The organism is Gordonia sp. 11cp (assembly GCF_057767225.1).
In genome coordinates this window covers 5,474,517-5,497,318 of record NZ_CM173437.1, presented here as the reverse complement: position 1 = coordinate 5,497,318, position 22,802 = coordinate 5,474,517, and the positions used below count along the sequence as shown (strand labels likewise).

The window sequence follows — 22,802 nt, the reverse complement described above, 5'->3', positions numbered from 1 at the left end:
CATGCTCGACGCCTTGATACGCAACGCGATCCGGCTCGTACCGTTCGTCGGGATCGTCGGCACGATCATCACCACGCTCATCGACGCGTTCACCCCCGGCGGTGACCTGGGCCGGGATCTGCTCGAGAATTCGGTGCTGTGGATGATCGGTGTCCAGGGATGGATGACCGGGTGCGGCCACATGTTCGTCGGTGAGCCGATCGCGGAGTCCATCGGTTGGCCACCGAAGACCCCGTGGCAGTGGGAGGTCGGGCTCGCCAGCCTCGCGACGGGTGTGTTGGGCGTGATCGCGTCGGGCTTCGGCGACGAATTCACCCTGGCCACCATCATCGCGTTCTCGGTGTTCTACCTGGGTGCCGCGGTGGGTCATGTGCGGGAGATGGTGATCCACCGGAACTTCAAGGCGGGCAACGCCGGCCCCATCTTCTTCTTCGACGTGCTGGTCCCGATCTATCTGATCGTGTTGTATGTGATCGTCGTGTAGCGGAGACTTGGCGCGTGCACCGAGACGAGCACCGCGAACTCCCCGTCGATCCCGACGAACGTCCGCTGCACCTCCGGGTGCATGCGCTCGCCTGGGTCTTCGCCGGGGGACTCGTCGGCACCGGCGTGCGGTACTGGGCCGAGGGAGCGTTTCCCGCCCAGCAGGGACACTGGCCGTGGGCGACGTTCGGGGTCAACATCATCGGCGCGTTCATCCTGGGGACGCTGCTGGAACTGCTTGCGCGGCGCGGCCACGACGAGGGATGGCGCCAGCGGATACGCCTGTTCGGCGGCACCGGCATCTGTGGGGCGCTGACCACTTACAGCACGTTCGCGCTGGAGATCACCGAACTGACACGGGCGTCGGCGGTGGTGACCACGTTGTCCTACGCGGTCGTCAGCGTGGTCCTCGGTCTCGCCGCGGCGGTCTGCGGGATCGCGCTCGCCTCCCGGGTGGCGCGGGCGTGATCGCGCTGGCCGTCATGGTGGCGGGTGCGCTGGGTGCGGTCACCCGGTTCGTCGTCGACGGAGCGGTCAGAAACCGATGGCCGACGACGACGCCCTGGGGCACGTTCGCGATCAACGTCAGCGGCTCCGCGTTGCTGGGGATGCTCGCCGGCCTCGTTGTCTTTCACGGGGCGCCACACGAGTGGCAGGTGATCGCCGGAACCGGGTTCTGCGGTGGCTACACGACTTTCAGCACGGCCGCGTTCGAGACGGTGCGGCTGGCGCAGCGGGAGGAGCGGTGGAGGTCCGGGGCATATGCGGTCGGAACGCTCGTCGCGTCGGTGACCGCGTGCGCGACGGGCATGTGGGTCGTCTGGCTCGCCTGACAGCCGGTTCGCGCCAACGGCTCGGCCCCGCGGCGAGAGTGTCGTCGCGGGGCCGAGAGGCGTTGTGTGTCAGCCGATCACTTGAGTTCGGCGCTGCTCTTGTTCAGCACACGCCGCGCGATGATCAGGTTCTGGATCTGCTGGGTTCCCTCGAAGATGTCGAGGATCTTGGAGTCACGGGCCCACTTCTCCACGAGCAGCCGCTCCGAGTACCCGAGGGTGCCGGTCAGTTCGACGACCTTGTTGGTGACGTCGGTGGCGGTGCGTCCGGCCTTGGCCTTCGACATCGACGCCTCGGTGGAGTTCGGCTGCTTGTTGTCGGCCATCCACGCCGCCCGCATCGTGTGCAGGTACGCGGCCTCGAAATCGGCTTCCATCCGCAGGAATTCGGCCGCGGCGGCATGCTGGTCGGCGGCGGGCCGATCGTAGTCGACCTCGATGCCGGCCTCGTCGAGAATCCGGCGCAGCTCCTCGAGCGCGGCGCGGGTCACACCCACGGCCATGCCGGCCACCAGCGGACGGGTGTTGTCGAAGGTCTGCATGACCCCGCCGAACCCCTTCTTGGTGTCGACCTCGGGTGAGCCGAGCAGGTTCTCCTTCGGGATGCGGCAGTTCTCGAAGCGGATCGCGGCGGTGTCGGAGACCTTGATCCCGAGCTTGTGCTCGAGACGTTCGACGGTGACGCCCGGATGGGTGCGGGGAACCACTAAGCTCTTGATGGCGGCCCGGCCGGCGCTCTTGTCGACCGTCGCCCAGACGACGATGTGGGTCGCGCGCGACCCCGCGGTCACGTAGATCTTCTCGCCGTTGATGACGTACTCGTCGCCGTCGAGCGTGGCCGTGGTGGAGACGGCGGCCGAGTCGGAACCGAAACCGGGCTCGGTGATGGCCATCGCGGCCCACACCTTGCCGAATCGTTCGAGCTGTTCGTCGGTGGCGACCGCGGCGATCGCCGAGTTGCCGAGTCCCTGGTAGGGGATGCTCAGCATGAGACCGACGTCGCCCCACGACGTCTCGATCACGTTGACCACGGACTGCATGTTGCCGCCGTTGACCACCGCGCCGTCGGACTTCGGCTTCTCCTTCTTCTGCTGGCTACGACCGCCGTCGGCGCCGGCACCGGCCTGGCCGGTCTCGGACAGGCCGTCGTACAGGCTTGCCAGGGTGTCGAGCTCGACGGGGTAATCGTGCTCGCGCAGGTCGTACTTGCGGGAGATGGGCCGGAAGATCTCCGCCGCCGCCTGATGGGCCTGGTCGACGGTGACGTTCAGCTTCTTCGGGAGTTCGAGATTGATGCTCATGAGAGATTCTTTCGCTGCATTCCGAACGCGGTCAGAGGACGACGATGCCTTCGCCGATGCCGGCGCCGCGGAGGTCGCGGTACCAGCGTTCGACGGGGTGCTCCTTGGTGAAACCGTGGCCGCCGAGCAGCTGGACGCCGTCGAGACCGATCTGCAGGCCCTTGTCGATCGTCAGCTTGCGGGCGAGTGCGGCCTCGCGGGCGAAGGACAGGCCCTGCTCGGCGCGGGCGGCACCGCGCAGCGTGACGAGGCGGATCGAGTCGACCTCGGTCGCCATCGTGGCGACCATGAAGGCCACCGCCTGACGGTTGGAGATGGGCTCGCCGAACGCTTCACGCTCGTTCACGTAGGGGATGACGTAGTCGAGGACGGCGCGCGCGGTGCCGGCGGCCAGCGCCGACCAGCCCAGGCGGGACAACCGCACGACGTCGCGGTAGGCCGTCGCGGCGGCGTCGGGCTCGCCGCCGATGATCGCGCTTGCCGGGACGGCGACGTCCTGCAGGAGCAGGCGCCCCATCCCCGCGGCACGCACGCCCATGCCCGGATCGGCTTCGACGATCAGGCCCTTGCTGTCGGATTCGACGATGAACAGTGTCGGCTTGCCGTCGAGCTGGGCGCCGACGATGAACAGTTCCGAGGAACCGGCGGCCGGGACGAAAGACTTGACGCCGTTGAGGCGGAAGCCGCTGGGCACGCGGGTCGCCTTGGTGTTCAAGGCGAAGGCGTCGAACAGCGGACGGGGCTCGGCGATGACGACGGCCGCCTGGGGCACGTTCTCACCGGCGAAGTCGGGCAGGTAGGTGCGCTGCTGCTCGTCGGTGCCGAAGTTGGTGAGCGTGGTGGCCACACCGCTCGGCGCGAGCAGCGGAAGCGCGAGTCCCATGTCGCCGTAGGCCATTGCCTCGGCGACGAGCCCATTGGTGACGACACCGCGCTCGGTGGCCGCGCCCTCGAACTCCTCGGGGACGTTGATCATCGTGATGCCGAGTTCAGCCGACCGCTTGACGATGTCCTCGGGTGCGGCGGCCGCCGCGTCGGCGTCGTGGGCGGCGGGGCGCAGGATCTCGGTGGCGAACTCCTTCACCGTCTCCGAGATCATCTGCTGTTCGTCGTCGGGGGTGAGGTTGAAGTAGTCCTTGGGTGCGCTGGTGAGTCGCTTGGCCTGACCCGAGCCGCCGCCCTGTGCTGCCTTGAACGCGCGGTTCGCCGCCCCGAGGGTCTGGAATCCGGTCTTGGTGCCCTGGTAGGCGATGCGGTTGATCGGCTCGCGGATCTTGTACTTCTCGGCGAACTCGGACCCGGTGACCGTGGTCAGGACGCGCATCGCGGTCCCGATGAAGTTGCGCGGATGCGGGTTGCGTCCGACTGCGGAGGTGTCGCGCGGTTCGGTGTGAGTTGTCATGATCACCAGCCGTTTCTTTCCAGTCGCCCCGGTCGGGGTCTCTGCGTGGATCCACATGTGTGGGTGGACAGGGTCGATGCGACCGATCTTACTCGGTAGTAAGTCCCAACCTTACTTCGGAGTAAGAAGTTTGTCACGCACTTGGCCGACCCCGCCCGTCCAGGCACCCGCTACGCTGGCGGCATGACCCTCGATCACCGCCGCGAACAGGGCTTATCGGCCAATCAGGTGGTGGGCGCGACGACCGTCGCCGTGGTCGGTGCCGCCGCACTCGGAGCCGCCTGTGTGTTCACCCCGGGCGGCGTCGACGCCGGACCGCAACTGTGCCCGTTCGCGGTGATGACCGGTCTCCCGTGCCCCGGATGTGGACTCACCCGCAGCTGGGTGGCGCTCATGCACGGCGACGTCGGGTCAGCGTTCACGTTCAACGTGTTCGGACCGGTGTTCCTGGTGCTGACCGCGACCACCGTGGTGGCTGCGACCCTCACCCTGGTGCGCCGTCGCGGGTCGCCGCTGTCGGGGTGGCGCGACCTCGTGCTCGGCCCGGTCGGTGCCGTTCTGCTGGGGGTGTGGCTGGCCTACGGTCTCGCGCGGATTCTCGACGCGGTGGTCGGTTGGGGGTTCTTCCCGGTCGTGGTGTGAGCGTGCCGCTGTGTGAGCGCGCGTGAGCGTGCACAGTGGACATATGCAGATCACCCACTTCGGCCATTCCTGTCTGCTCGTCGAGATCGACGGGACCAAGGTGCTCTTCGATCCGGGGAACTTCTCGCACGGGTTCGACGGCATCAGCGGTCTCGACGCCATCCTGATCACCCATCAGCATCCCGACCACTGCGACGTCGCGAAGCTGCCCGACCTCGTCGCGGCCAACCCCGACGCGATCCTGTACGCCGACCCGCAGACGACGAGTCAGCTCAACGGCGACGCCGTGGCCGGCGAGTGGACGGCCGCCCGCAGCGGCGACCAGATCGAGATCGGCTCGCTCACCGCTCGTTTCACCGGCGGCCGGCATGCGGTGATCCACCCCGAGATCCCGGTCATCGACAACGTCGCCTACGTCCTCGGCACCGCCGAGCAGCCGGGACAGTTCATGCATCCGGGCGATTCGTTCTACATCCCGTTCGAACACGTCGACGTGCTCGCGCTTCCGTCGGCCGCGCCGTGGATGAAACTCAGTGAGTCGGTCGACTATCTGCGCGCGATGGCGCCCCGCGTCGCGGTGCCCATCCATCAGGCGATCCTGTCCGACGCCGGTAGCGGGATCCACTACGGGCGCCTGGCCGACATGAAGGCCGACGCGACCGAGTTCACGGTGCTGGAGAAGGAGCGCGCCACGCAGGTCTGAGTGGGTTCGGGGGCCCTGCTCCCTAATCCGAAAGAACCACAGACCCGCTGGCCCGCCCTGCTCCCTGAGGAGCGCCCGGAGCTTGCGGAGGGCGCGTCACGAAGGGTCTCCGCCTCATCGATCGCCGGCGCCCCCCGGGTGCGCTCGGTGGACGGCGACGAGCTCGTTGAGGTGGGTGGCCACCTGGATCAGCGGGGTGGTGGTCTGTGACGCCTCCGACAGGACCACCGCGCCCTCGATCGCCGCGACGATGGTGGTGGCCAGGGAGGCGGTTGCTTCGGGCGCGATGCCGTCGTCGCGGAGCCGACGCTCGATCAGATCCCGCCACTCGTCGAAGACGTCGGCTGCGGCGGCCGCGGCTTCCGGTGCCGACAGGCGGCCCAGTGCGGCGGCCACCACGGGGCACCCGCCCTCGAAGTCCGTGGTGGACAGCGCTGCCGACCACATGTCGGCGAACGCCATGATCGGGTCGGCCTCGGCGACGATCTCGGTGAGGAGTGCGGTGATCATGCCGCCCGAGCTGCGCGTGGCGGCCGCCATCAGTTCCGACTTGCCGCCCGGGAAGTTGAGATAGATGGATCGGCGGGCGACGCCGCTGTGTTCGAGGATGTCCGAGACGGCGGTGCCCGCGACGCCGTGCCGTCGCATGAGATCCGCGGTCGCCTCGATCAATTGGTCTCGCGCTGCCATCGAATGCCACTCCCTCGTCCGTCACGGGCCCACCGGGCGACCGGCCGCTCCTTGCAGTATACCAATCGGTCTACTAGGGTCCTCGGAAGTAGACCAATCGGTATAGAACCGGGGTTGTCCCCGGGGCGCACGCAATCCAGTCGTAGGAGATGAAGATGACCGACACGGTGACACTGGCAGCACCTCTGACGCTTCCCTCGGGTCAGGTCCTGCCGAACCGGATCATGAAAGCAGCCCTGAGCGAGGGTCTGGGCGATGCGGGTGCCGGCCCGGACGATCGTCTGGAGCGTCTCTACTCGCGCTGGGCGGCGGGCTCCTACGGCCTGGTCGTCACCGGCAATGTGATGGTGGATCGGCGGTATCTCGGGGAGCCCGGGAACGTCGTGGTCGAGGACGACCGGCATCTCGATGCGCTCACGCGTTGGGCGAAGACCACGCAGGACGGTGGATCACCCATCTGGATGCAGATCAATCACCCGGGGCGACAAGCCAATCCGTTGACGACCGAGGGCCGTGTGGTGGCTCCGTCGGCCGTTCGCCTCGCCATCCCGGGGGTGCCGACCCCGCGCGCCCTCGCCGACGCGGAGATCAAAGAGATCATCTCGCGATTCGCGACCACCGCCGCGGTGGCCGAGGCGGCGGGTTTCGACGGGGTGCAGATCCACGGCGCCCACGGATACCTGCTGTCACAGTTCTTGTCGCCGCTGGCGAACCGACGCGAGGACAGGTGGGGCGGCTCCATCGAGAACCGGGCTCGTTTCGCCCTCGAGGTCGTCCGTGCGGTGCGCGCTGCAGTCCGGCCGGGTTTCGGCGTCGGCATCAAGCTGAACTCCGCGGACTTCCAGCGTGGCGGATTCTCCGAAGACGAGTCGCGCACGGTGATCGCGTTGCTCGCGTCCGAGCAGCTCGATCTCATCGAGATCAGCGGCGGCAGCTATGAGTCGCCCGCGATGATGGGGCGGCCCGTCCAGTCGGCGAGCACTCGCGAGAGGGAGGCGTACTTCCTGGAGTACGCCGTCACCGTCCGCGAACTCGCCGCGGGGATCCCGCTCGCCGTCACCGGCGGCTTCCGCACGCAGACAGCCATGGCGGCCGCGATCGCCGACGGCGCCTGCGACCTCGTCGGGATCGGACGACCGACGGTGACCACACCCACCGCAGCGCTCGACGTGATGACCGGCGACCTTGATCGTCTGACCTCGCAGCAGCAGCGGTTGCCGCTTCCGTCCCGACTGTCCGGCACCGCGACCGCCCGGTCTCTGGAAGGGGCACTCGACCTGCAGTGGCACACCGACCAACTGCACCGGATGGCCGGTGGCGAAGACCCGGACCCGGCCCGTCCGCTCTGGCGGACCGCGGTGACGACGGTGCGGCGCAACGGGATCGGCGCGCTGCGAAGCACGCGGAACGTGAAGTCGCGCGATGCCAGGGCGGTCCGGAAGTTCCGGTTCGAGCGCAACGTCGGACGTTACCTCGCCAATCCTGCTGTGGCCGCGCTCAACCGCCTCGGGATCGGCACCCATCTGGCGACGGACCTGGAGACCGTCGGCCGTAAGACGGGTCTGGCCCGCAGGGTTCCGGTGTCTGCCGCCTTCGACTCCGACGGGGCCTGGGTCATCAGTCAGCACGGCACGCGGTCGGGATGGGGGATCAACATCACGGCGAACCCGACGGTGCGCATCCGCCACGGCCGTCAGTGGCGCACGGGGACAGCGCAGTTCGTACCCGACGACGACGTGGTCGCGCGGGCGCGCACCTTCGCCACCAGTCCACTGTTCGCCGGTCTGACGTCGGCCACCATCCGCGCGCTCCAGAGTGACCCGATCTCGGTACGGATCACCTTCACCGACTGAAGTGCCCCCCTCCACGACTTCAGGCGCGCAGCGCCTTCGACACCTCAGGCGCGCAGCGCCTCCACGACCTCGTCGTGCAGCAGTCCGTTGCTGGCCACCGCGCTGCCGCCGGCGGGACCGGGCGTGCCGTCGAGGGCGGTGAACCGTCCGCCCGCCTCACGCACCAGGATGTCGAGGGGGGCCAGGTCCCACAGCGAGACCTCCGGTTCGGCGGTGAAGTCGACCGCTCCTTCGGCGACGAGGCAGTAGTTGAAGAAGTCCCCGTAGCCGCGCACGCGCCACACCCGGTCGGTGAGGTCGATGAATCGGTCCCGGATACCGCGGTCGGCCCAGCCGGACAGGCTCGAGAACGCGAGGCTCGCCGATCCGAGGTCGGCGACCCCGGACACCGACAGGCGTCGCACCTCGTCGTCGCCGAATCGGGCGTGGGCGCCGAGACCCGTTGCCGCCCACCAGCGCCGGTGGAGTGCCGGTGCCGAGACCACGCCCACCGTCGGCACGCCGTCGATGAGGAGCGCGATCAGCGTCGCCCACACCGGGACACCGCGCACGAAGTTCTTGGTGCCGTCGATGGGATCGATGACCCATTGCCGTCCGGACAGCGTGGCGTCGCCGCCGAACTCCTCGCCGAGGACGGTGTCCGCGGGCCGGCGTGCGGCGAGCCGTTCGCGGATCATCGTCTCGCAGGCCAGATCGGCGTCGGACACGGGTGTGAGGTCGGGTTTGTCGTCGACGCGGAGGTCGACGGCCCCGAACCGGTCCATCGTCAGCACGTCGGCGGAGTCGGCGAGTGAGAGTGCGAGTTCGACGTCGTCGCTGAACTTCGTCGGGCCGGGAGGGACGGACATGCCCGGTAGGGTAGCTCTCATGTGGCTGACCGTGACGTTCACCCTGTTGATCGCGGCACTCATCGTGGTGCTGGTGGTGCAGTGGCAGCGCGGGCGCAATCCGCAGCCGATGTCGGCGGCGAAGGCCTCCCAGTTCGTGCAGGGCACGTTCACGATCGTCGGGGTCTCCGACCGCGACGACGATCCGACCACGAGCGCCACCGACAAGAACGGCGACCGGTTCTGCACGATCTCCGGGACGATCGTCGGTCCCGAGACCAATCCCACCGAGGTGTACGGGACTCTCGTCCTCGGTGCGGGTGACCCGTGGCCCCAGATCGGCGACGATCTGCCGGTCCTCTACAAACCGCAGAAGGCCGCGACGTCGTGGCGGTTCGCGGTGATGCCCGAGCAGGGCCCCGGCCCACTCTGATCCTCCCGGGCGCTCGCGCGCCGGACTGTCGGTACTCTGGATAACCGTGCATCCCGACGTGACCGCAGACCTCGAATCCCTCGACGCCACCTTGACCACCGTTGAGAAGGTGCTCGATCTCGAGGAGCTCCGTCGTCGCATCGACGAACTCGAGATGCAGGCCTCTGACCCGGACCTGTGGAACGACCAGGACCATGCCCAGAAGGTGACCAGCGAGCTGTCCCACGCGCAGTCCGAACTCCGGAAGGTCTCCGAGCTGCGCCAGCGACTCGAGGACCTGCCGGTGCTCTACGAGCTGGCCGAGGCCGAAGAAGGTGACGACAGAGTCGCCGCGCTGGCCGACGCCGACTCCGAGCGCGAGAGCCTGCGGACCGACATCCAGGCGATGGAGGTCAAGACGATGCTCGCCGGCGAATACGACTCGCGCGACGCGGTCGTCAACATCCGTTCCGGCGCCGGCGGCGTCGACGCGGCCGACTGGGCGCAGATGCTGATGCGCATGTACATCCGCTGGGCCGAGCAGAAGGGTTACGGCGTCGAGGTCTACGACACGTCCTATGCCGAGGAGGCGGGCCTCAAGAGTGCGACCTTCGCGGTGAAGGCCCCGTACATGTACGGCACGCTCTCGGTCGAACAGGGCACCCATCGACTCGTGCGCATCAGTCCGTTCGACAACCAGAGCCGGCGGCAGACGTCGTTCGCCGAGGTCGAGGTGCTGCCGGTGGTCGAGACCACCGACCACATCGACGTCGACGAGAACGACATCAAGGTCGACGTCTATCGGTCGTCGGGTCCCGGTGGGCAGTCGGTCAACACGACCGACTCGGCGGTCCGCCTGACGCACATCCCGACCGGCATCGTCGTGACGTGTCAGAACGAGAAGAGCCAGCTGCAGAACAAGGCGTCGGCGATGCGCGTCCTGCAAGCCAAGCTCCTCGACCGCAAGCGGCAAGAGGAACGCGCCGAGCTCGATGCGCTGAAGGGTGACGGCGGCTCGAGCTGGGGCAACCAGATGCGTTCCTACGTCCTGCACCCGTACCAGATGGTGAAGGACCTGCGGACCGGCGTCGAGGACAACAATCCGACGTCGGTGCTCGACGGCGAGCTGGACAAGTTCATCGAGGCCGGGATCCGCTGGCGGATGGCGACCGCCGAAGCGTGATCGCCTCACCCGCCGATCTGCTGCTGGCCGCTGAGCCGAGCCCGACCGAACTCCTCCTCGGTCGGGTCTATGTCTGGCTCGTCACCAGCGGCCTGGAAATCGTGATCTGGATCCTGGGCGCGGTCCTGCTGGCCCGCCTGATCCGATGGTTCGCCGACAAATACGCCTCGCGTGTGGATTCGCGGTTCTCGACCAGCGATCTCATCGTGCAGACCGAGGACGCGAAGCATCGTCGGGCGCTGGTCGACGTCGTCGCCTGGACGTTGATCGTGGTGATCGCGATCATCGTGATCATCCACTCGCTGTCGGTGTTCGGTATCCCTCTGACCGGGCTGACCGGGCCCACGGCGGTGATCGGTGCCGCACTCGGCTTCGGTGCACAGCGCATCGTGCAGGACATCTTGGCCGGGTTCTTCGTCGTCGCGGAGAAGCAGTACGGCTACGGCGATGTGGTCGACCTGACCGTGACCGGCAATTCGCCGGCCGAGGGCACCGTGGAGGACGTGACGCTGCGGGTGACCAAGCTGCGCACCGCCGAAGGAGAGGTCATCACCGTTCCCAACGGGCAGATCGTCAAGGCCACCAACCTCTCGAAGGACTGGGCGCGCGCGGTTGTCGACGTCCCGGTTCCGTCCGAAGCCGACATCGGGATGGTCAACGAGACGCTGGATCGGGTCGGCCGCGAGTTCTACGCGTTGCCGCGGTGGCACGACATCCTGCTCGACGCACCGTCGTCGCTCGGCGTCATCAGCCTCGAGCTCGACGCGATCACGGTGCGCATGGTGACGCGCACCCTGCCGGGCAAACAGTTCGAGGTGGGACGTGCGTTGCGTGTCCACATCATCCGCGCGCTGGCACGTGAGGGAATCAACGTGCCCGCTCGCGAGGTACGCGCCGCCGGAGGGCCACCGGCAACGCAGGCCGACCAGGGCAACCGGGACGGGGGAGACTGATGGTGGACTCACCGAACACCCCGGGCCGGCACGGGTCCGGCGAGAACCACCCCGAGCGGCCCATCCCCGGCGCGGACGACCCGACACAGATCATCCCGACGCAGGGCATCCCTCCGCAGGACCCGTCACCACCCGAGTCGCCGGCCGCCCCCGACCGCAGGCGGCGGTTCGACTGGGGTCACATCGCACGGACCCGGGTCCGCACGAGCACCGCGATCCTCGTCGCCGTGTTCCTGGCGTGCTGCGTGCTGTACGGATACACCTCGCAGCGCTACGGCGTCGTGGCCCCGGCTCCCGCCCGACCCGCCCCGACGACCTCGCAGACGGTCGAACCGACCTACGAGCCACCGCCGACCACGTCGTCGACGACCACCACCAGCACCGAACCGTCGACGACCGACACGACAGGCGGCGTGGAGGGCACGGACGGCACCTCGACCGACGGAACGGGGTCGCAGACGCCGAGCACGAGCCGCGAGACCATCCCGGGACTGCCGAACATCCCGTTCCCGAATTTCGGCGGACAAACCCCGACCACGACGGTCCCGACACGCTGACGAGGCCGGAAACGGCTGGTCAAGCGTGCGGCCGCGCCGGTATGTCGCGCCTGAACACGCTCTCAGGAGTCGTCGTTACACTGGCACACCGTGATCAAGCTGGAGAACGTCACGATGCAGTACAAGGCGTCCAGTCGACCCGCTCTGAAGGATCTGAGCCTCGAGGTCGACAAGGGGGAGTTCGCGTTTCTGATCGGTCCGTCGGGATCGGGCAAGTCGACGTTCTTCCGGCTCCTCCTCAAGGAGGACCGTCCGACGAGTGGCGACGTGTATCTCGGCGAGTTCCACGTCAACCGGCTGCGGGCGCGCGCGGTGCCGAAGCTGCGGCAGTCCATCGGGTGCGTGTTCCAGGATTTCCGGCTGCTGCAGAAGAAGACCGTCGCCGAGAATGTCGCGTTCGCGCTCGAGGTGATCGGACAGCCGAAATCGACCATTCAGCGTGTCGTGCCCGAGGTGCTCGAGTACGTGGGTCTGGAGGGCAAGCACGATCGCATGCCCTACGAGCTGTCCGGCGGCGAGATGCAGCGCGTGGCGATCGCGCGCGCCATCGTGAACCGGCCGCTGGTGCTCCTCGCCGACGAGCCGACCGGAAACCTCGACCCGGAGACCAGTGAGGAGATCGTCGACGTCCTCGACCGCGTCAACCGTCGGGGCACCACCGTGGTGATGGCCACCCACGACCGCCACATCGTCGACGCCATGCGCCGGCGGGTCCTCGAGTTCGACAACGGACAGCTCGTGCGCAACGACCCCCAAGGTGTGTACGGGATCGGCTGACCAACCGCGCCCGGCAATCACACACCCACGACCCAAGGACTGTCTGAGCAAGCATGCGAGCGAATTTCATCCTGAGCGAGGTTCTCAACGGACTCCGCCGCAACGCGACCATGACCATCGCGATGATCATCACCACGGCGATCACGTTGGGCATGTTCGGCGGCGGTCTGCTGGTGATCCAGATGGCCGACAAGAGTCAGCAGATCTTCCTCGACCGCGTGGAGATGGAGTTCTACCTCAATCCCGAGGTGACCGAACGGGATCCGCAGTGCGAGTCCGACCCGTGTGCCCAGTTGCGTCGCGGGCTCGAGAACGAGCCGGGCGTGACCTCGGTGACCTACCTGGACAAGGACGAGGCCTTCAAGCGCGCCAAGGAGATCTTCGCGAACAACCCCGACCTCGCCGAGAACATCGTGGAGGGCACGCTGCCCGCCTCCCTGCGTGTGCGGGTGTCCGACCCAGGGCAGTTCGATGCGGTGCTCACCAAATACGCGGACCGGAAAGACCTGGGCGTGGACGCCTTCAAGGACGACCGCAAACTGGTGCAGCGGATCTTCAGCGTGCTCGACGGGGTCCGCAACGCGACGTTCGCCATCGCCTCGGTACTGGCGATCGCGGCGATCCTGTTGATCATCAACACCGTTCAGGTCGCTGCGTTCACCAGACGGACTGAGGTCTCGATCATGCGCCTGGTGGGCGCCACCCGGTGGTACACCCAGCTGCCGTTCCTCCTCGAGGCGGTGGTGTCGGCCTTCGTCGGCTCGGTGCTGGCCATCGGCGGTCTGCTGCTGGCCAAGAAGTTCTTCTTCGACAACGCGTTACGCGAGTTGTACGGGGTCAGTTTCTTCGCCCGGATCGAGTTGACCGACGTGCTGTTCGTCGCACCGTTCCTGGTGCTCGGCGGAATTGTGTTGGCCGGCGCGACCGCGTATGTCACGCTTCGTGTCTATGTCCGGGAATGATCCGTCCGTGCCGACGGTTCGGATTGTCGGCTGTCAGCAACACGTGGGTCGTCCGCAGGTCGGCCGGTATCGAGTCGAGGAGGTGAGTGCATGCCGAAGGAAAAGGGACGCAATGTGATCGCGTCCAACCGGAAGGCCCGGCACAACTACGCCATCCTCGACGTCTACGAGGCCGGGATCGTGCTCGTGGGCACCGAGGTGAAGAGCCTCCGCGCAGGCAAGGCCTCGCTGGTCGACGCGTTCGCGACGATCGACGACGGCGAGGTCTGGCTCCATGCCCTGCACATCGCCGAGTACGGCAATGGCTCGTGGACCAACCACTCTGTGCGGCGCAAACGCAAACTGCTCATGCACCGCCGCGAGATCGACAACCTGGTCGGCAAGATCCGCGACGGCAATCTCACGCTCGTGCCGTTGTCGATGTACTTCAACGACGGCAAGGTGAAGGTCGAGCTCGCACTCGCGCGCGGTAAGCAGGCCCACGACAAGCGCCAGGACATCGCCAAGCGGACCGCCCAGCGCGAGGTCGAGCGTGAGGTCGGTCGTCGCGTGAAGGGGATGGGGTGAGTCAGCCGCTCGTCTCGGGCTGACGTTGCTGCGGTCCACCCATCTGCGGTCCACCTCCCATTCCCGGGCCGTTGTCGCCCTGCTGCCAGACGGCGGCGGGTGTCGGCCGGTCAGACGTTGTATCGCCGGTGATGTAGCCGGCGCCGAACCCCAGTCCGCCCGCGACGATGGCCAGTCCGGCTGCGCCGGCGATCAGGGCCGACCGGGCCGGGGCGGTCTTCGGGGCCACCGGTCGCGGGGCGGGGGAGGCGTGGTCGGGTTCGTGCTCGCCGGGGGTCGGGGAGGTCATCTCGGTCTCGCTCTCGTCGGTCGGCCGAAGTCCGTCCTCGGCTCACGAGGTCTCCACGATCCCGGCGGCGCCTGGGCCGGGCCTGGCGGGCAGCTGTGAATGAGCTGGCAGCTCATCCGACCTCGCCCTTCGCGCGGGTCGTCGGCGTCACGCGGCGCGGTCGGCGCTGATCTGCTCGGTCCGGTGCAGCGTCGAGACGTCGGCACTCGGGCGGTAGGTGCGCTCGTAGCGCTCGATGTCGGCTCGTCGCAGGAGTGGTGTCATCGGGTCGGCGGAGAGGATGTCGCCGCCCGAGAAGCGTGATCGACGGCTGAGCACCGACTGATGCCGGAAGCATGCGACAGATGTCGTCAAGAGGACCGCCATCCCGACGCCGAACGGCCACGCGGGTGCGGCGACGCCATCGGCCAACGCCACCACGAACAACCCGAGAAACAGAAACGCGAGCAGCAGGATCAAGTATCCGGTGAAAGCAAAAGATGTCGATCGAGGTATTGCGCGCACGACGAACTCCTTCCGTTGAGTGGTCCCGACCCGATTCGCTACACCTACTGTAGCGCTACGCTACGTGTAGCGTTTCGACGCGCGGTATCATTCCTGCCAGAGATCGGATCCGGAGTGGCTGGAAGTGCGAGGTGATCACGAGTGGCAGGCGACAGCGGCACGAAAATCGTCCGGTCGACCCTCGAACTGCTCCGCACCCGCGGACCGGCTGGAGTCACGGTCGAGAGCGTCGCCGCTCACTCCGGGGTGGCGCGCACGACGATCTATCGCCGATACCGCAACCGGAACGAGATGCTCAGCGCCGCGTTGCTGGAGGTCGCGGTGGTCGAGCCGCCCGATGCGGACCTGTCCGCCGAGGCCCGGCTCCGCTGGGTGGTGCGCCACGCGGCGTCGATGGTGGTCGACGGCATCGGTTTCGGCGGCATGGCCGCCCTGCTGACCGATTCCGATCCCGAGTTCGGCGTCCTTTTCCGGCAGGTGCTGGCGCGGCATCGCTCCGAACTCCGGGAAGTCCTCGACGCGGGCAAACGGAACGGTCAGTTCGCGTCGTCGATGGAGCCTGAAGTGCTGGTCGACGGCATCGTCGGGGCGCTCGTCGCGGAGCGCGCCCGCACGGGAGGTGTCGCCGACGACTGGGAGGACCGAACGGTCACCGCCTTCGCTCCCATGGCCTTCGCCGCCGACGGTGACCGCCGCGGACGCGCGCCGGGGAAACGGGAATGAACTCTGCGCAACGAGTTGTTAGACTGAAGTGCTCGCTGACTTCCGTCGGCGGGTCCTACTCGGGGCTGATCGGTTTCGACTTCGTGCGTCGAGATAGGGGAAGCGTGTCGGTGCAGGCTGGAGACCACCGTAAGCGTCGCAGCAACCAATTAAGCGCCGATTCCAATCAGCGCGACTACGCCCTCGCTGCCTAAGTAGCGCCGGCTAGTCTGTCGGCCCGGGTTATGCTCCCAGACCCGGATGCCGGCATCATCCATGGGAGCTCACCGTCCTCGCCGGTCGCGGGTGAGGTCGGAACATCAAACAGCGACTGGGATCGTCATCTCGGCTTGTTCGCGTGACCGGGAGATCCAAGTAGAGACATAGCGGACTGCACACGGAGAAGCCCTAACAACACGACGGAGGACCCGGGTTCAATTCCCGGCAGCTCCACGAGAAAGCGCCCCGCCTGTTCAGGTGGGGCGCTTTCGTCGTCTCTACGGGCAGGTCGGCTACCCGGTGCTCAGCGCGTCGAGGGTCGCACTCTCGCGATGCTTGCGTCGCTTCGTCACCACGCCGTGGGTGGGGCTGAACAGGTAGACACCGAAGAACGTGATGCCCTGGACCAGGACGACCATCCCGCCGGGGGAGGTGTCCTGGTAGTAGGAGACGTACAGGCCGATGACACCGCAGATCGCCGAGATGGCGGGCGCGATGATCAGCATCCGGCCGAAGCGATCGGTGAGCAGTCGCGCGGTCGCGCCGGGGATGATGAGCATCGCGACTACCAGCACGATGCCGACGACCTGCAGGGCGGTCACCGCGGTGAGGGCGAGCAGCGCGAGCAGGGCCGCGCCCAGCAGCCGCGGGCTCAGGCCGATCGCGAAGGCGTGCGTGCGGTCGAAGGCGTACAGCGTGAAGTCGCGCCGCTTCAGCAGGAGCAGCGTCGCGACGATCGCGCCCAGGATCGCGATCTGCACCAGGTCCGACGTCGAGACACCCAGCAGGTTGCCGAAGATGATGTGGTTGAGGTCGGTCTGGCTCGGCGTCACCGAGATCAGTACCAGTCCGAAGGCGAAGAGGGTCGTGAAGACGATGCCGATGGCGGCGTCCTCCTTCACCCGGCCGCCATCGCGGACGGCGCCGATGAGTGCCACCGCGAGGAAACCGAAGATCACCGCGCCGATGGCGAACGGGACGCCGACGATGTAGGCGAGCACCACGCCCGGCAGCACCGCGTGCGAGACGGCGTCGCCCATCAGGGACCAGCCGATCAGCACGAGCCAGCACGACAGGAGCGCACACACGACCGAGGAGATCAGCGTCGCCCACAGTGCGCGCGTCATGAACGCGTACGCGAACGGGTCGAGGAGGATGTCGACGATGTTCACGCGACCTCCTCAGGATGCTCGGAGTCATGGGGTGCAGAAGTCGGTCGGGCGAGGGGATCGAGACCGAACGCGCGGACGAGATTCTCCGCGGTGATCACCTCGGTCGGCGCGCCCTGCGCGATCACCCGGCGCATCAGCAGAATCGCCTCGTCGGCCAGCTCCGGCAGGACCTGCAGGTCATGCGTCGAGACCAGGATCGTCGTCCCGGCATCGGCGAGTTCGCGCAGTAGCGCGGTGATGGTGGCCTCGGTGCGTTTGTCGACACCGGCGAACGGCTCGTCGAGCAACAGGATCCCCGCTTCCTGCGCGATGCCGCGGGCGACGAAGGCCCGCTTGCGCTGACCGCCGGACAGCCGGCCGATCTGGCGGTCGGCGAAGTCGGTGAGTTCGACGCGCGCCAGGGCTTCGTCGACGGCGTCGTGGTCGGCCCGCTTCGGTCGGCGCGTGAACCCGAGGTGGCCGTAGCGACCGGTCATCACGACGTCGCGGACCGAGATCGGGAAGCTCCAGTCGATGTCCTCCGACTGCGGTACGTAGCCGAGCGCGCCGGCACGACGCGCTGCGGTGGGGGTCCGGCCGCCGAGCCGGACCGTGCCGGTCGTCGGGGTCACCGAGCCCACGATCGTCTTGAACAGCGTCGACTTGCCCGAACCGTTCATGCCGACGAGGCCACACACCTGGCCGGCCGGCACGCGTACCGACGCGTGGTCGAGGGCGAGGATGTCGCCGTACCGCACGGTCACGTCTGTCACTTCGATAGCGGAACCGCTTGTCGCTGAGGCGTTCACGTGTTGCTCCCGGTCAGGCCCGACACGATGGTCGCGACGTCGTGGCGGATGAGGTCGAGGTAGGTGGGTACGGGGCCGTCGGCTTCGGAGAGCGAATCGACATACAGGGTCCCGCCGAAACGGGCGTCGGTCGCGTTCACGACCTGCTTCATCGGGGCGTCGGAGACCGTGGACTCGCAGAACACGCCGGGGACGCGGTTGGCCCGCACGAAGTCGATCGTCTCGGCGACCTGTTGCGGCGTCGCCTGCTGTTCGGCGTTGACCGGCCAGATGTAGCGCTCGGTGAGTCCGGCGTCGCGGGCGAGGTAGGAAAACGCGCCTTCGCACGTCACAAGTGCCCTTTCGTTGGCGGGTAGCCCGGCCAGGGCGGAGGTCAGGTCGGACTGCACCTCTTGCAGCTGCTTTTTGTATGCGGCCGCGTGGGATTCGAAGGTGGCGGCGCCGTCGGGGTCGAGCTCCGTGAACGCGCGGACCATGTTGTCGACGTAGATCTGGACGTTGACCGGACTCATCCACGCGTGCGGATTGGGTTTGCCCGCGTAGGCATCCGACGCGATGTCGATCGGCTCGACGCCCTCGCTGACGACCACGTGCCGGACGTCGAGTCCGTCGACGAACTGCGCGAACCAGGCTTCGAGGTTGAGCCCGTTGTCGAGGACCAGCGAGGCGGTCGCGGCGCGCCGGATGTCACCGGGGGTGGGCTCGTAGCCGTGGATCTCGGCGCCCGGCTTGGTGATCGACTCCACCTCGAGGCGATCGCCGGCGACCTCGGAGGCGATGTCGGCGAGCACGGTGAACGTGGTGAGTACGACCTTCTCGTCGGGTAGCCGGCTCGACAGCGTGCAACCGGCGAGGATCGTGCAGACGGCGGCGAGGAGTGCCCCTGCGGTGAGGAACCGACGACGCGCGGGCTTGGGCATGCCGACACTATAGTTTCGGTTGACCGAACTTTCTAGTTCGGGGGCTGGACGGCTCAGCCGATCTCGAAGCCGTCGCTCACCGCCGCCGGGCGAGAACGTGGAACTCGGGAAAGCGGTGATCGTCGTCGGCTCGGTGCACCGTTCGCCATTCCTCGTCGTATCCGGCGTCGGCCAGTGCGGCGGACATGCGGTCCGGGTGCCATCGCCACGCGGGTGCCACCCGATGATCGAAGTCGACGATGCCCTCGTCGGCGCTCGCCTGGCCGGCGACCAGGACGATGCTGCCCGCGTCCATCCGTTCCGCCCAGCCTGCCAACACCTCGGCTACGGCGTCGGGTGGCACATGGATCAGACTGAACCGGGCCAGGATTGCCGCGACGGTGACGCCGGCGAGCTCCGGCGCCCCGAGACGGGCGTCGTCGGAGACGAATCCGACTGCGGGGTGCGTCGACCGTGCGATTCGCAGCATCGATGTACTCGGGTCGACCCCGACCACATCGAATCCGCGTGCAGCGAGTTCGGCGGTCAGCAGGCCCGGCCCACACCCGACGTCGACCACTGTTCCGGTGACACCGCTGCCGCGGACGTGTTCGACGAACGCGTCGAAGGCGTGGCGTTGCAGGATGTTCGTGAACGGCGAGGGGAACGTCTCGGCGTACAGATCGGCCAGGGCGTCGTACCCCGGTTGGAACCCGGCGGTTCCGTGGCCGGCGCTCATGCGATCCGGACACCGCGCGGCAGCTTGCCGGCGGGTATCCGCAGACGTCGTGCCGCGACGAGATATCCCAGGCCGCCGAGCATCAGGTAGATCCCCAGTCCGACGTACCACGAGTCCCCCATCTCGGAGGTCTGGTGGGCTGTTTCGCGAGCGATGTGTCCGGTGGGGGCCTGCTGGTCGACGTAACCGAAGGATATGTCGTCACACGTGCGAGGGCCGATGTACGGGCCCGCCCGCACCGCCGACAGCGTCTGCGAGATCTCCTGCGCGATGCTGTCGGAGGCCTTCGTCGGATTCTCGGGTGTCGTGGACACGGCGTCGGCCACGATGAAGAACGGATTCGGGGCGAGGAGCCACCAGATGCGTTCGTGGTGGTGGAACTCTTCCTCGCGGGTGACCTCCTGACACGTCCAGGTGGGCGTCGGGCTCGATGGGTCCGTCACCGTGGTGTCGGTACGGATCACCGAATGCATTTGTGCCGTCGTCGGATACAGGAGACCGAACGCCACCGGCAGGCCGAGGAGGAGGAAGAAGACGGCCGACTGCGTCAGCACCGCGGATCCCGCCGGGCGCGCTGTCACCGCGGAGAATCCGAGTCCGATGCCTGCATACGACGCGAAGACGAGTGCCAGGACGACGATGCCGAGCACGCTGCGCCAGATCGACTGGGGCGCTTCGACCAGGCCCCAGATCAGGTACGGTGCGGCGACGGCGACCAGGGCGATGCCCGCCACCCAGCTCCCGATGAGTTTGCCCAGCGCCAGTTGCCAATTGGTGATCCCGGTGTCCTGGACCACGGCCAGGGTCGCGTCCTTGCGGTCACCGTTGATCGTGGTCGCCGCCAGCGTGGGAGCCACGATGATCCCGAGTAGCAACAGGAATCCGAGCAAGAGCGCGTAGAGATTCGACGCCCACCCGGTGTAGGTGCCGCCGAACACCCCCACGGCCAGGTACATGGACCCGAAGACCGCCAGCGAGGTCACGACGAAGGCCACGATGAGCGAGGCCTTCCATCTCGTCGTCCGCAGCCGCTGACGTAACTCGAGTTCGACGATGACGGCGACCATCCGCCACCACGACGAGAATCCGGTACGTGGCGAGTCGTCCGTCGGGAGCGTGGTCGTGGTCATCGGCGCTCCGGGTCCAGTGCGAGGTAGGCGTCTTCGATGCCGGTGGACACGTGCGCGAATTCGCTGACCGCCGCCCCGGAGGCCACCAGTTGTGCGAGGTGCCGGGCGGCGGCGGTCTCGTCGTCGAAGCGCGTTTCCTGCGCCTGCCCCGGCGGTTGCCCGACGAGCCGGATGCGCCACACCCCACCGGCGGTACTCGGCGCCGTGTGGGTCCGGCCCTCGGTCATCAGGACGACGTCGTCGACCATTTCCTCCAGCTCGGAGAGGATGTGGGAGGACACCAGGATCGAGCACCCGTCGTCGGCGAGCCGGCGGAGCTGGCCGCGCAAGTCCATCCGGGACCGCGGGTCCATTCCGGAGGCCGGCTCGTCGAGCAGCAGAATCCGGGGTCGGTGCACCAGTGCGCGTGCGAAGCCGAGGCGTTGTTTCTGGCCGCGCGACAGCTCGTGCGCCGGCCGCGCCGCGAGATCGGTCAGGTGGACCAGTTCGAGGAGTTCACCGGCGCGCTGACGGGCCCGGGTGGTGGGCATTCCGTACAGCTTGCCGAAGGTCGTCAGGATCTCGTGCGCCGTGAGGCTCTCCCAGGTGCCGAAGATGTCCGGCATCCACCCGGTCAACCGGCGCATGTCCGCGGGGTCCACCGCCGCGTCGTCGACCACGATCGTGCCGCTGTCGGGGGCGAGCAGGCCGGCGAGGAGCAGCAGCAGGGTCGTCTTGCCTGCGCCGTTGGGCCCGACGAGCCCGCTGATCCTGCCGGATCTGAGTTCGAGGCTCGCCTCGGCGACGGCGGTGTGCCGGCCGAAGGTGCGCGAGAGCCCGGTCGCGACCAGTGACATGCCACGACCGTAGCCCAGTCTCAGATGACTCCGGCTGCTCGCAACGCCGTGATCTCCTCGTCCGACAACCCCAGCAACCCGCCGTAGACGTCCTCGTTGTCGCAGCCGGGGGCCGGGGGACCGGCGTTGCGGATACCACCGGGAGTGTCGCTGAACTGCGGCACGACGCCGGGCCCGAGCACGGTGCGCTGCGCGCGTTCGTCGTAGTGTTCGGCGATCATCCCGCGCGCCCGCAGATGCGGGTCGGCGACCACCTCGGCAACCGAGTTCACCGGTCCGACAACCACTCCCGCGGCGCCGAGCACCTCGGTCAGCTTCTCCGGCGTGAACTGCCGCGACCAGTCGCCGATGAGTGCGTCGAGCTCGTCCTGGTTGCGTCCGCGAGCGGCGTGATCGGCGAACCGGTCGTCGGTCGCGAGTTCGGGCTGCCCCATCGCCGCGCAGAGCCGCGCGAAGACCGAGTCCTGATTCGCGGCGATGATGACGTGGGTGCCCTCGCTGGTCGGGTAGAGGTTCGACGGCGCGATGCCGTCGAGCCGGGTACCCGACGGGCCGCGCACGACACCGCCGGCGTCGTAGTCGGCGATGGCCGATTCCTGCACGGCCACACAGGATTCGATGAGTGAGGTGTCGACGACCTGACCCTTGCCGGTCACCGAACGCCGGTACAGTGCGGCGAGTGCGCCCTGCGCGGCGAACATGCCGGCGAGAGTGTCGCCCAGGGACAGGGCCAGCCGCGGCGGGAGCTGTCCCGGATACCCGTTGAGGTACCGAAGCCCGCTGGCGGCCTCGGCGACCGAGGCGTACCCGGCGCGCGTCGAATCCGGTCCGGTCTGGCCATAACCCGAGACACGCACCACGACGATGCCCGGATTGCGCGCGGACAGCACCTCGGGGCCGATATCCAGCCGCTCCAGTGTTCCGGGACGGAAGTTCTCGACGACGACGTCGGCACGCTCGACGAGATCGAGGAACAGGTCTCGACCTCGATCCGACCGCAGGTCGAGGGTGACCGCCTTCTTGTTGCGTCCGTGGACCGTCCAGTAGAACCGATGGCCGTCGACCTCGGCCTGCCCCCAGGTGCGGATCGGGTCGGGCTTGCCCGGCGCCTCGATCTTGATGACCTCGGCGCCCATGTCACCCAGCAACCGTGCGGCGTGGGGGCCTGCGATCAGCGTGCCCAACTCGATGACGGTGACGCCGTCGAGGGGGCCGGCGGGGTGTTCGCTCGTCGGTCGCGGCGAGGTATCGGTCATCAGGACAGTGTGGCCGGTCACCGAGAGCTCGCCAAGCCGCGACGCCGATGGAACGATTTGCTCCCACTGTTTCATTGACGCCGAACTCCGGCTAGGGTGTGTGTCGTCCAACACATCGGGGAG

Annotated in this window: 27 protein-coding genes and 1 other RNA gene; 15 read left to right on the top strand and 13 right to left on the bottom strand. The window is 67.8% G+C overall.

From position 1 onward, the window contains the following. The first annotated feature begins 1 nt into the window (after position 1). From AC3B6C_RS24770 to crcB (AC3B6C_RS24760), 3 genes are read left to right on the top strand one after another with little or no spacing between them, the layout of a single operon-like run. Positions 2 to 484, top strand: a complete 483-nt coding sequence (locus AC3B6C_RS24770) for a DUF6790 family protein (protein ID WP_010844514.1) — start codon at positions 2 to 4, stop codon at positions 482 to 484. Between the two features lie 14 nt (positions 485 to 498). After that, positions 499 to 951, top strand: coding sequence for a fluoride efflux transporter CrcB (gene crcB, locus AC3B6C_RS24765; RefSeq protein ID WP_488374473.1), 453 nt, complete (start codon positions 499 to 501; stop codon positions 949 to 951). Next, positions 948 to 1,316 (top strand): fluoride efflux transporter CrcB, encoded by a 369-nt coding sequence (gene crcB / locus AC3B6C_RS24760; protein WP_488374472.1) that lies wholly within the window; start codon positions 948 to 950, stop codon positions 1,314 to 1,316. The genes crcB (AC3B6C_RS24765) and crcB (AC3B6C_RS24760) overlap by 4 nt, the downstream gene beginning before the upstream one ends. Positions 1,317 to 1,393: 77 nt before the next feature. Here the strand turns inward: crcB (AC3B6C_RS24760) and AC3B6C_RS24755 are convergent, their stop codons facing one another. Together AC3B6C_RS24755 and AC3B6C_RS24750 are read right to left on the bottom strand one after the other, a co-directional pair. Next, entirely contained in the window at positions 1,394 to 2,617 is a 1,224-nt protein-coding gene (locus AC3B6C_RS24755; RefSeq protein ID WP_488374471.1) for an acyl-CoA dehydrogenase family protein, read from the bottom strand. A 31-nt stretch (positions 2,618 to 2,648) separates the two neighbouring features. Beyond that, positions 2,649 to 4,019, bottom strand: coding sequence for an acyl-CoA dehydrogenase family protein (locus AC3B6C_RS24750; protein WP_488374470.1), 1,371 nt, complete (start codon positions 4,017 to 4,019; stop codon positions 2,649 to 2,651). A gap of 183 nt (positions 4,020 to 4,202) precedes the next feature. Between AC3B6C_RS24750 and AC3B6C_RS24745 the strand changes: the two genes are divergently transcribed. Both AC3B6C_RS24745 and AC3B6C_RS24740 read left to right on the top strand, forming a co-directional pair. Beyond that, a complete protein-coding gene (locus AC3B6C_RS24745; protein WP_488374469.1) occupies positions 4,203 to 4,661 on the top strand; it encodes a DUF2752 domain-containing protein in 459 nt (152 codons plus the stop codon). 43 nt (positions 4,662 to 4,704) lie between these two features. Next, positions 4,705 to 5,364, top strand: a complete 660-nt coding sequence (locus tag AC3B6C_RS24740; protein ID WP_055477005.1) for an MBL fold metallo-hydrolase — start codon at positions 4,705 to 4,707, stop codon at positions 5,362 to 5,364. Positions 5,365 to 5,478: 114 nt separating this feature from the next. On the opposite strand, the gene AC3B6C_RS24735 is transcribed toward AC3B6C_RS24740, so the two are convergent. Further along, positions 5,479 to 6,054 carry a TetR/AcrR family transcriptional regulator gene (locus AC3B6C_RS24735; protein WP_055477004.1) on the bottom strand — a complete coding sequence of 192 codons (576 nt, stop codon included), beginning with the start codon at positions 6,052 to 6,054 and terminating at the stop codon, positions 5,479 to 5,481. A 149-nt stretch (positions 6,055 to 6,203) separates the two neighbouring features. On the opposite strand from AC3B6C_RS24735, the gene AC3B6C_RS24730 reads away from it, so the two are divergent. Further along, positions 6,204 to 7,907 (top strand): nitroreductase family deazaflavin-dependent oxidoreductase, encoded by a 1,704-nt coding sequence (locus AC3B6C_RS24730; RefSeq protein ID WP_488374468.1) that lies wholly within the window; start codon positions 6,204 to 6,206, stop codon positions 7,905 to 7,907. A gap of 44 nt (positions 7,908 to 7,951) precedes the next feature. Here AC3B6C_RS24730 and hisN read toward each other — a convergent pair whose 3' ends face one another. After that, positions 7,952 to 8,755 carry a histidinol-phosphatase gene (gene hisN / locus AC3B6C_RS24725; protein ID WP_488374467.1) on the bottom strand — a complete coding sequence of 268 codons (804 nt, stop codon included), beginning with the start codon at positions 8,753 to 8,755 and terminating at the stop codon, positions 7,952 to 7,954. Positions 8,756 to 8,774: 19 nt separating this feature from the next. Here hisN and AC3B6C_RS24720 point away from each other — a divergent pair, with 19 nt between their 5' ends. From AC3B6C_RS24720 to smpB, 7 genes are all read left to right on the top strand, one after another. Beyond that, positions 8,775 to 9,167 carry a hypothetical protein gene (locus AC3B6C_RS24720; protein WP_488374465.1) on the top strand — a complete coding sequence of 131 codons (393 nt, stop codon included), beginning with the start codon at positions 8,775 to 8,777 and terminating at the stop codon, positions 9,165 to 9,167. A gap of 46 nt (positions 9,168 to 9,213) precedes the next feature. Then, the gene (gene prfB / locus AC3B6C_RS24715) at positions 9,214 to 10,329 is read left to right on the top strand and encodes a peptide chain release factor 2 (RefSeq protein ID WP_010844503.1); all 1,116 of its coding nucleotides are present in this window, start codon (positions 9,214 to 9,216) and stop codon (positions 10,327 to 10,329) included. After that, complete coding sequence (locus AC3B6C_RS24710) at positions 10,326 to 11,282, top strand: mechanosensitive ion channel family protein (protein ID WP_010844502.1); 957 nt, start codon at positions 10,326 to 10,328, stop codon at positions 11,280 to 11,282. The genes prfB and AC3B6C_RS24710 overlap by 4 nt, the downstream gene beginning before the upstream one ends. Then, positions 11,282 to 11,839 carry an Rv3103c transmembrane domain-containing protein gene (locus tag AC3B6C_RS24705; protein ID WP_488374464.1) on the top strand — a complete coding sequence of 186 codons (558 nt, stop codon included), beginning with the start codon at positions 11,282 to 11,284 and terminating at the stop codon, positions 11,837 to 11,839. The genes AC3B6C_RS24710 and AC3B6C_RS24705 overlap by 1 nt, the downstream gene beginning before the upstream one ends. Before the next feature lie 90 nt (positions 11,840 to 11,929). Beyond that, complete coding sequence (gene ftsE, locus AC3B6C_RS24700) at positions 11,930 to 12,616, top strand: cell division ATP-binding protein FtsE (RefSeq protein WP_010844500.1); 687 nt, start codon at positions 11,930 to 11,932, stop codon at positions 12,614 to 12,616. A gap of 53 nt (positions 12,617 to 12,669) precedes the next feature. After that, positions 12,670 to 13,578, top strand: coding sequence for a permease-like cell division protein FtsX (ftsX, locus tag AC3B6C_RS24695; RefSeq protein ID WP_010844499.1), 909 nt, complete (start codon positions 12,670 to 12,672; stop codon positions 13,576 to 13,578). A 90-nt stretch (positions 13,579 to 13,668) separates the two neighbouring features. Beyond that, entirely contained in the window at positions 13,669 to 14,145 is a 477-nt protein-coding gene (smpB, locus tag AC3B6C_RS24690; protein ID WP_010844498.1) for an SsrA-binding protein SmpB, read from the top strand. A gap of 1 nt (position 14,146) precedes the next feature. Here smpB and AC3B6C_RS24685 read toward each other — a convergent pair whose 3' ends face one another. Continuing rightward, positions 14,147 to 14,434 carry a hypothetical protein gene (locus tag AC3B6C_RS24685; protein ID WP_488374463.1) on the bottom strand — a complete coding sequence of 96 codons (288 nt, stop codon included), beginning with the start codon at positions 14,432 to 14,434 and terminating at the stop codon, positions 14,147 to 14,149. 147 nt (positions 14,435 to 14,581) lie between these two features. Next, on the bottom strand, positions 14,582 to 14,938 hold the full coding sequence (locus AC3B6C_RS24680) for a hypothetical protein (RefSeq protein WP_488374462.1): 357 nt from the start codon (positions 14,936 to 14,938) through the stop codon (positions 14,582 to 14,584). Positions 14,939 to 15,079: 141 nt separating this feature from the next. Between AC3B6C_RS24680 and AC3B6C_RS24675 the strand changes: the two genes are divergently transcribed. Continuing rightward, the gene (locus AC3B6C_RS24675) at positions 15,080 to 15,661 is read left to right on the top strand and encodes a TetR/AcrR family transcriptional regulator (protein ID WP_010844495.1); all 582 of its coding nucleotides are present in this window, start codon (positions 15,080 to 15,082) and stop codon (positions 15,659 to 15,661) included. A gap of 61 nt (positions 15,662 to 15,722) precedes the next feature. Beyond that, positions 15,723 to 16,096, top strand: a transfer-messenger RNA (tmRNA) gene (ssrA, locus tag AC3B6C_RS24670). Positions 16,097 to 16,152: 56 nt separating this feature from the next. Here the strand turns inward: ssrA and AC3B6C_RS24665 are convergent. The 7 genes from AC3B6C_RS24665 to AC3B6C_RS24635 all read right to left on the bottom strand — a co-directional run bounded on the left by AC3B6C_RS24665 (position 16,153) and on the right by AC3B6C_RS24635 (position 22,679). Continuing rightward, on the bottom strand, positions 16,153 to 17,031 hold the full coding sequence (locus AC3B6C_RS24665; protein WP_010843460.1) for a metal ABC transporter permease: 879 nt from the start codon (positions 17,029 to 17,031) through the stop codon (positions 16,153 to 16,155). Then, complete coding sequence (locus AC3B6C_RS24660; protein WP_488374460.1) at positions 17,028 to 17,819, bottom strand: metal ABC transporter ATP-binding protein; 792 nt, start codon at positions 17,817 to 17,819, stop codon at positions 17,028 to 17,030. The genes AC3B6C_RS24665 and AC3B6C_RS24660 overlap by 4 nt, the downstream gene beginning before the upstream one ends. Beyond that, positions 17,816 to 18,739, bottom strand: coding sequence for a metal ABC transporter substrate-binding protein (locus tag AC3B6C_RS24655; RefSeq protein ID WP_488374459.1), 924 nt, complete (start codon positions 18,737 to 18,739; stop codon positions 17,816 to 17,818). The genes AC3B6C_RS24660 and AC3B6C_RS24655 overlap by 4 nt, the downstream gene beginning before the upstream one ends. 76 nt (positions 18,740 to 18,815) lie before the next feature. Continuing rightward, a complete protein-coding gene (locus AC3B6C_RS24650) occupies positions 18,816 to 19,457 on the bottom strand; it encodes a class I SAM-dependent methyltransferase (RefSeq protein ID WP_010843457.1) in 642 nt (213 codons plus the stop codon). Continuing rightward, positions 19,454 to 20,587, bottom strand: coding sequence for an ABC transporter permease (locus AC3B6C_RS24645; RefSeq protein WP_488374458.1), 1,134 nt, complete (start codon positions 20,585 to 20,587; stop codon positions 19,454 to 19,456). Before AC3B6C_RS24645 ends, AC3B6C_RS24650 begins: the two co-directional genes overlap by 4 nt. Then, positions 20,584 to 21,423, bottom strand: coding sequence for an ABC transporter ATP-binding protein (locus AC3B6C_RS24640; RefSeq protein ID WP_014927682.1), 840 nt, complete (start codon positions 21,421 to 21,423; stop codon positions 20,584 to 20,586). Before AC3B6C_RS24640 ends, AC3B6C_RS24645 begins: the two co-directional genes overlap by 4 nt. Positions 21,424 to 21,443: 20 nt before the next feature. Continuing rightward, entirely contained in the window at positions 21,444 to 22,679 is a 1,236-nt protein-coding gene (locus AC3B6C_RS24635; protein ID WP_044508103.1) for a CaiB/BaiF CoA transferase family protein, read from the bottom strand. Positions 22,680 to 22,802: the final 123 nt, after the last annotated feature.

Bases quoted from the DNA above. Each gene is read 5' to 3' on its own strand.
- AC3B6C_RS24745 (WP_488374469.1), top strand. From the start codon at position 4,203: ATGACCCTCGATCACCGCCGCGAACAGGGCTTATCGGCCAATCAGGTG.
- AC3B6C_RS24685 (WP_488374463.1), bottom strand. From the start codon at position 14,434: ATGACCTCCCCGACCCCCGGCGAGCACGAACCCGACCACGCCTCCCCC.
- AC3B6C_RS24705 (WP_488374464.1), top strand. From the start codon at position 11,282: ATGGTGGACTCACCGAACACCCCGGGCCGGCACGGGTCCGGCGAGAAC.
- hisN (WP_488374467.1), bottom strand. From the start codon at position 8,755: ATGTCCGTCCCTCCCGGCCCGACGAAGTTCAGCGACGACGTCGAACTC.
- AC3B6C_RS24635 (WP_044508103.1), bottom strand. From the start codon at position 22,679: ATGACCGATACCTCGCCGCGACCGACGAGCGAACACCCCGCCGGCCCC.
- AC3B6C_RS24655 (WP_488374459.1), bottom strand. From the start codon at position 18,739: ATGCCCAAGCCCGCGCGTCGTCGGTTCCTCACCGCAGGGGCACTCCTC.
- AC3B6C_RS24650 (WP_010843457.1), bottom strand. From the start codon at position 19,457: ATGAGCGCCGGCCACGGAACCGCCGGGTTCCAACCGGGGTACGACGCC.
- AC3B6C_RS24755 (WP_488374471.1), bottom strand. From the start codon at position 2,617: ATGAGCATCAATCTCGAACTCCCGAAGAAGCTGAACGTCACCGTCGAC.
- AC3B6C_RS24740 (WP_055477005.1), top strand. From the start codon at position 4,705: ATGCAGATCACCCACTTCGGCCATTCCTGTCTGCTCGTCGAGATCGAC.
- AC3B6C_RS24735 (WP_055477004.1), bottom strand. From the start codon at position 6,054: ATGGCAGCGCGAGACCAATTGATCGAGGCGACCGCGGATCTCATGCGA.
- AC3B6C_RS24770 (WP_010844514.1), top strand. From the start codon at position 2: ATGCTCGACGCCTTGATACGCAACGCGATCCGGCTCGTACCGTTCGTC.
- AC3B6C_RS24730 (WP_488374468.1), top strand. From the start codon at position 6,204: ATGAAGATGACCGACACGGTGACACTGGCAGCACCTCTGACGCTTCCC.
- AC3B6C_RS24645 (WP_488374458.1), bottom strand. From the start codon at position 20,587: ATGACCACGACCACGCTCCCGACGGACGACTCGCCACGTACCGGATTC.
- AC3B6C_RS24720 (WP_488374465.1), top strand. From the start codon at position 8,775: ATGTGGCTGACCGTGACGTTCACCCTGTTGATCGCGGCACTCATCGTG.
- AC3B6C_RS24750 (WP_488374470.1), bottom strand. From the start codon at position 4,019: ATGACAACTCACACCGAACCGCGCGACACCTCCGCAGTCGGACGCAAC.
- AC3B6C_RS24640 (WP_014927682.1), bottom strand. From the start codon at position 21,423: ATGTCACTGGTCGCGACCGGGCTCTCGCGCACCTTCGGCCGGCACACC.
- ftsX (WP_010844499.1), top strand. From the start codon at position 12,670: ATGCGAGCGAATTTCATCCTGAGCGAGGTTCTCAACGGACTCCGCCGC.
- smpB (WP_010844498.1), top strand. From the start codon at position 13,669: ATGCCGAAGGAAAAGGGACGCAATGTGATCGCGTCCAACCGGAAGGCC.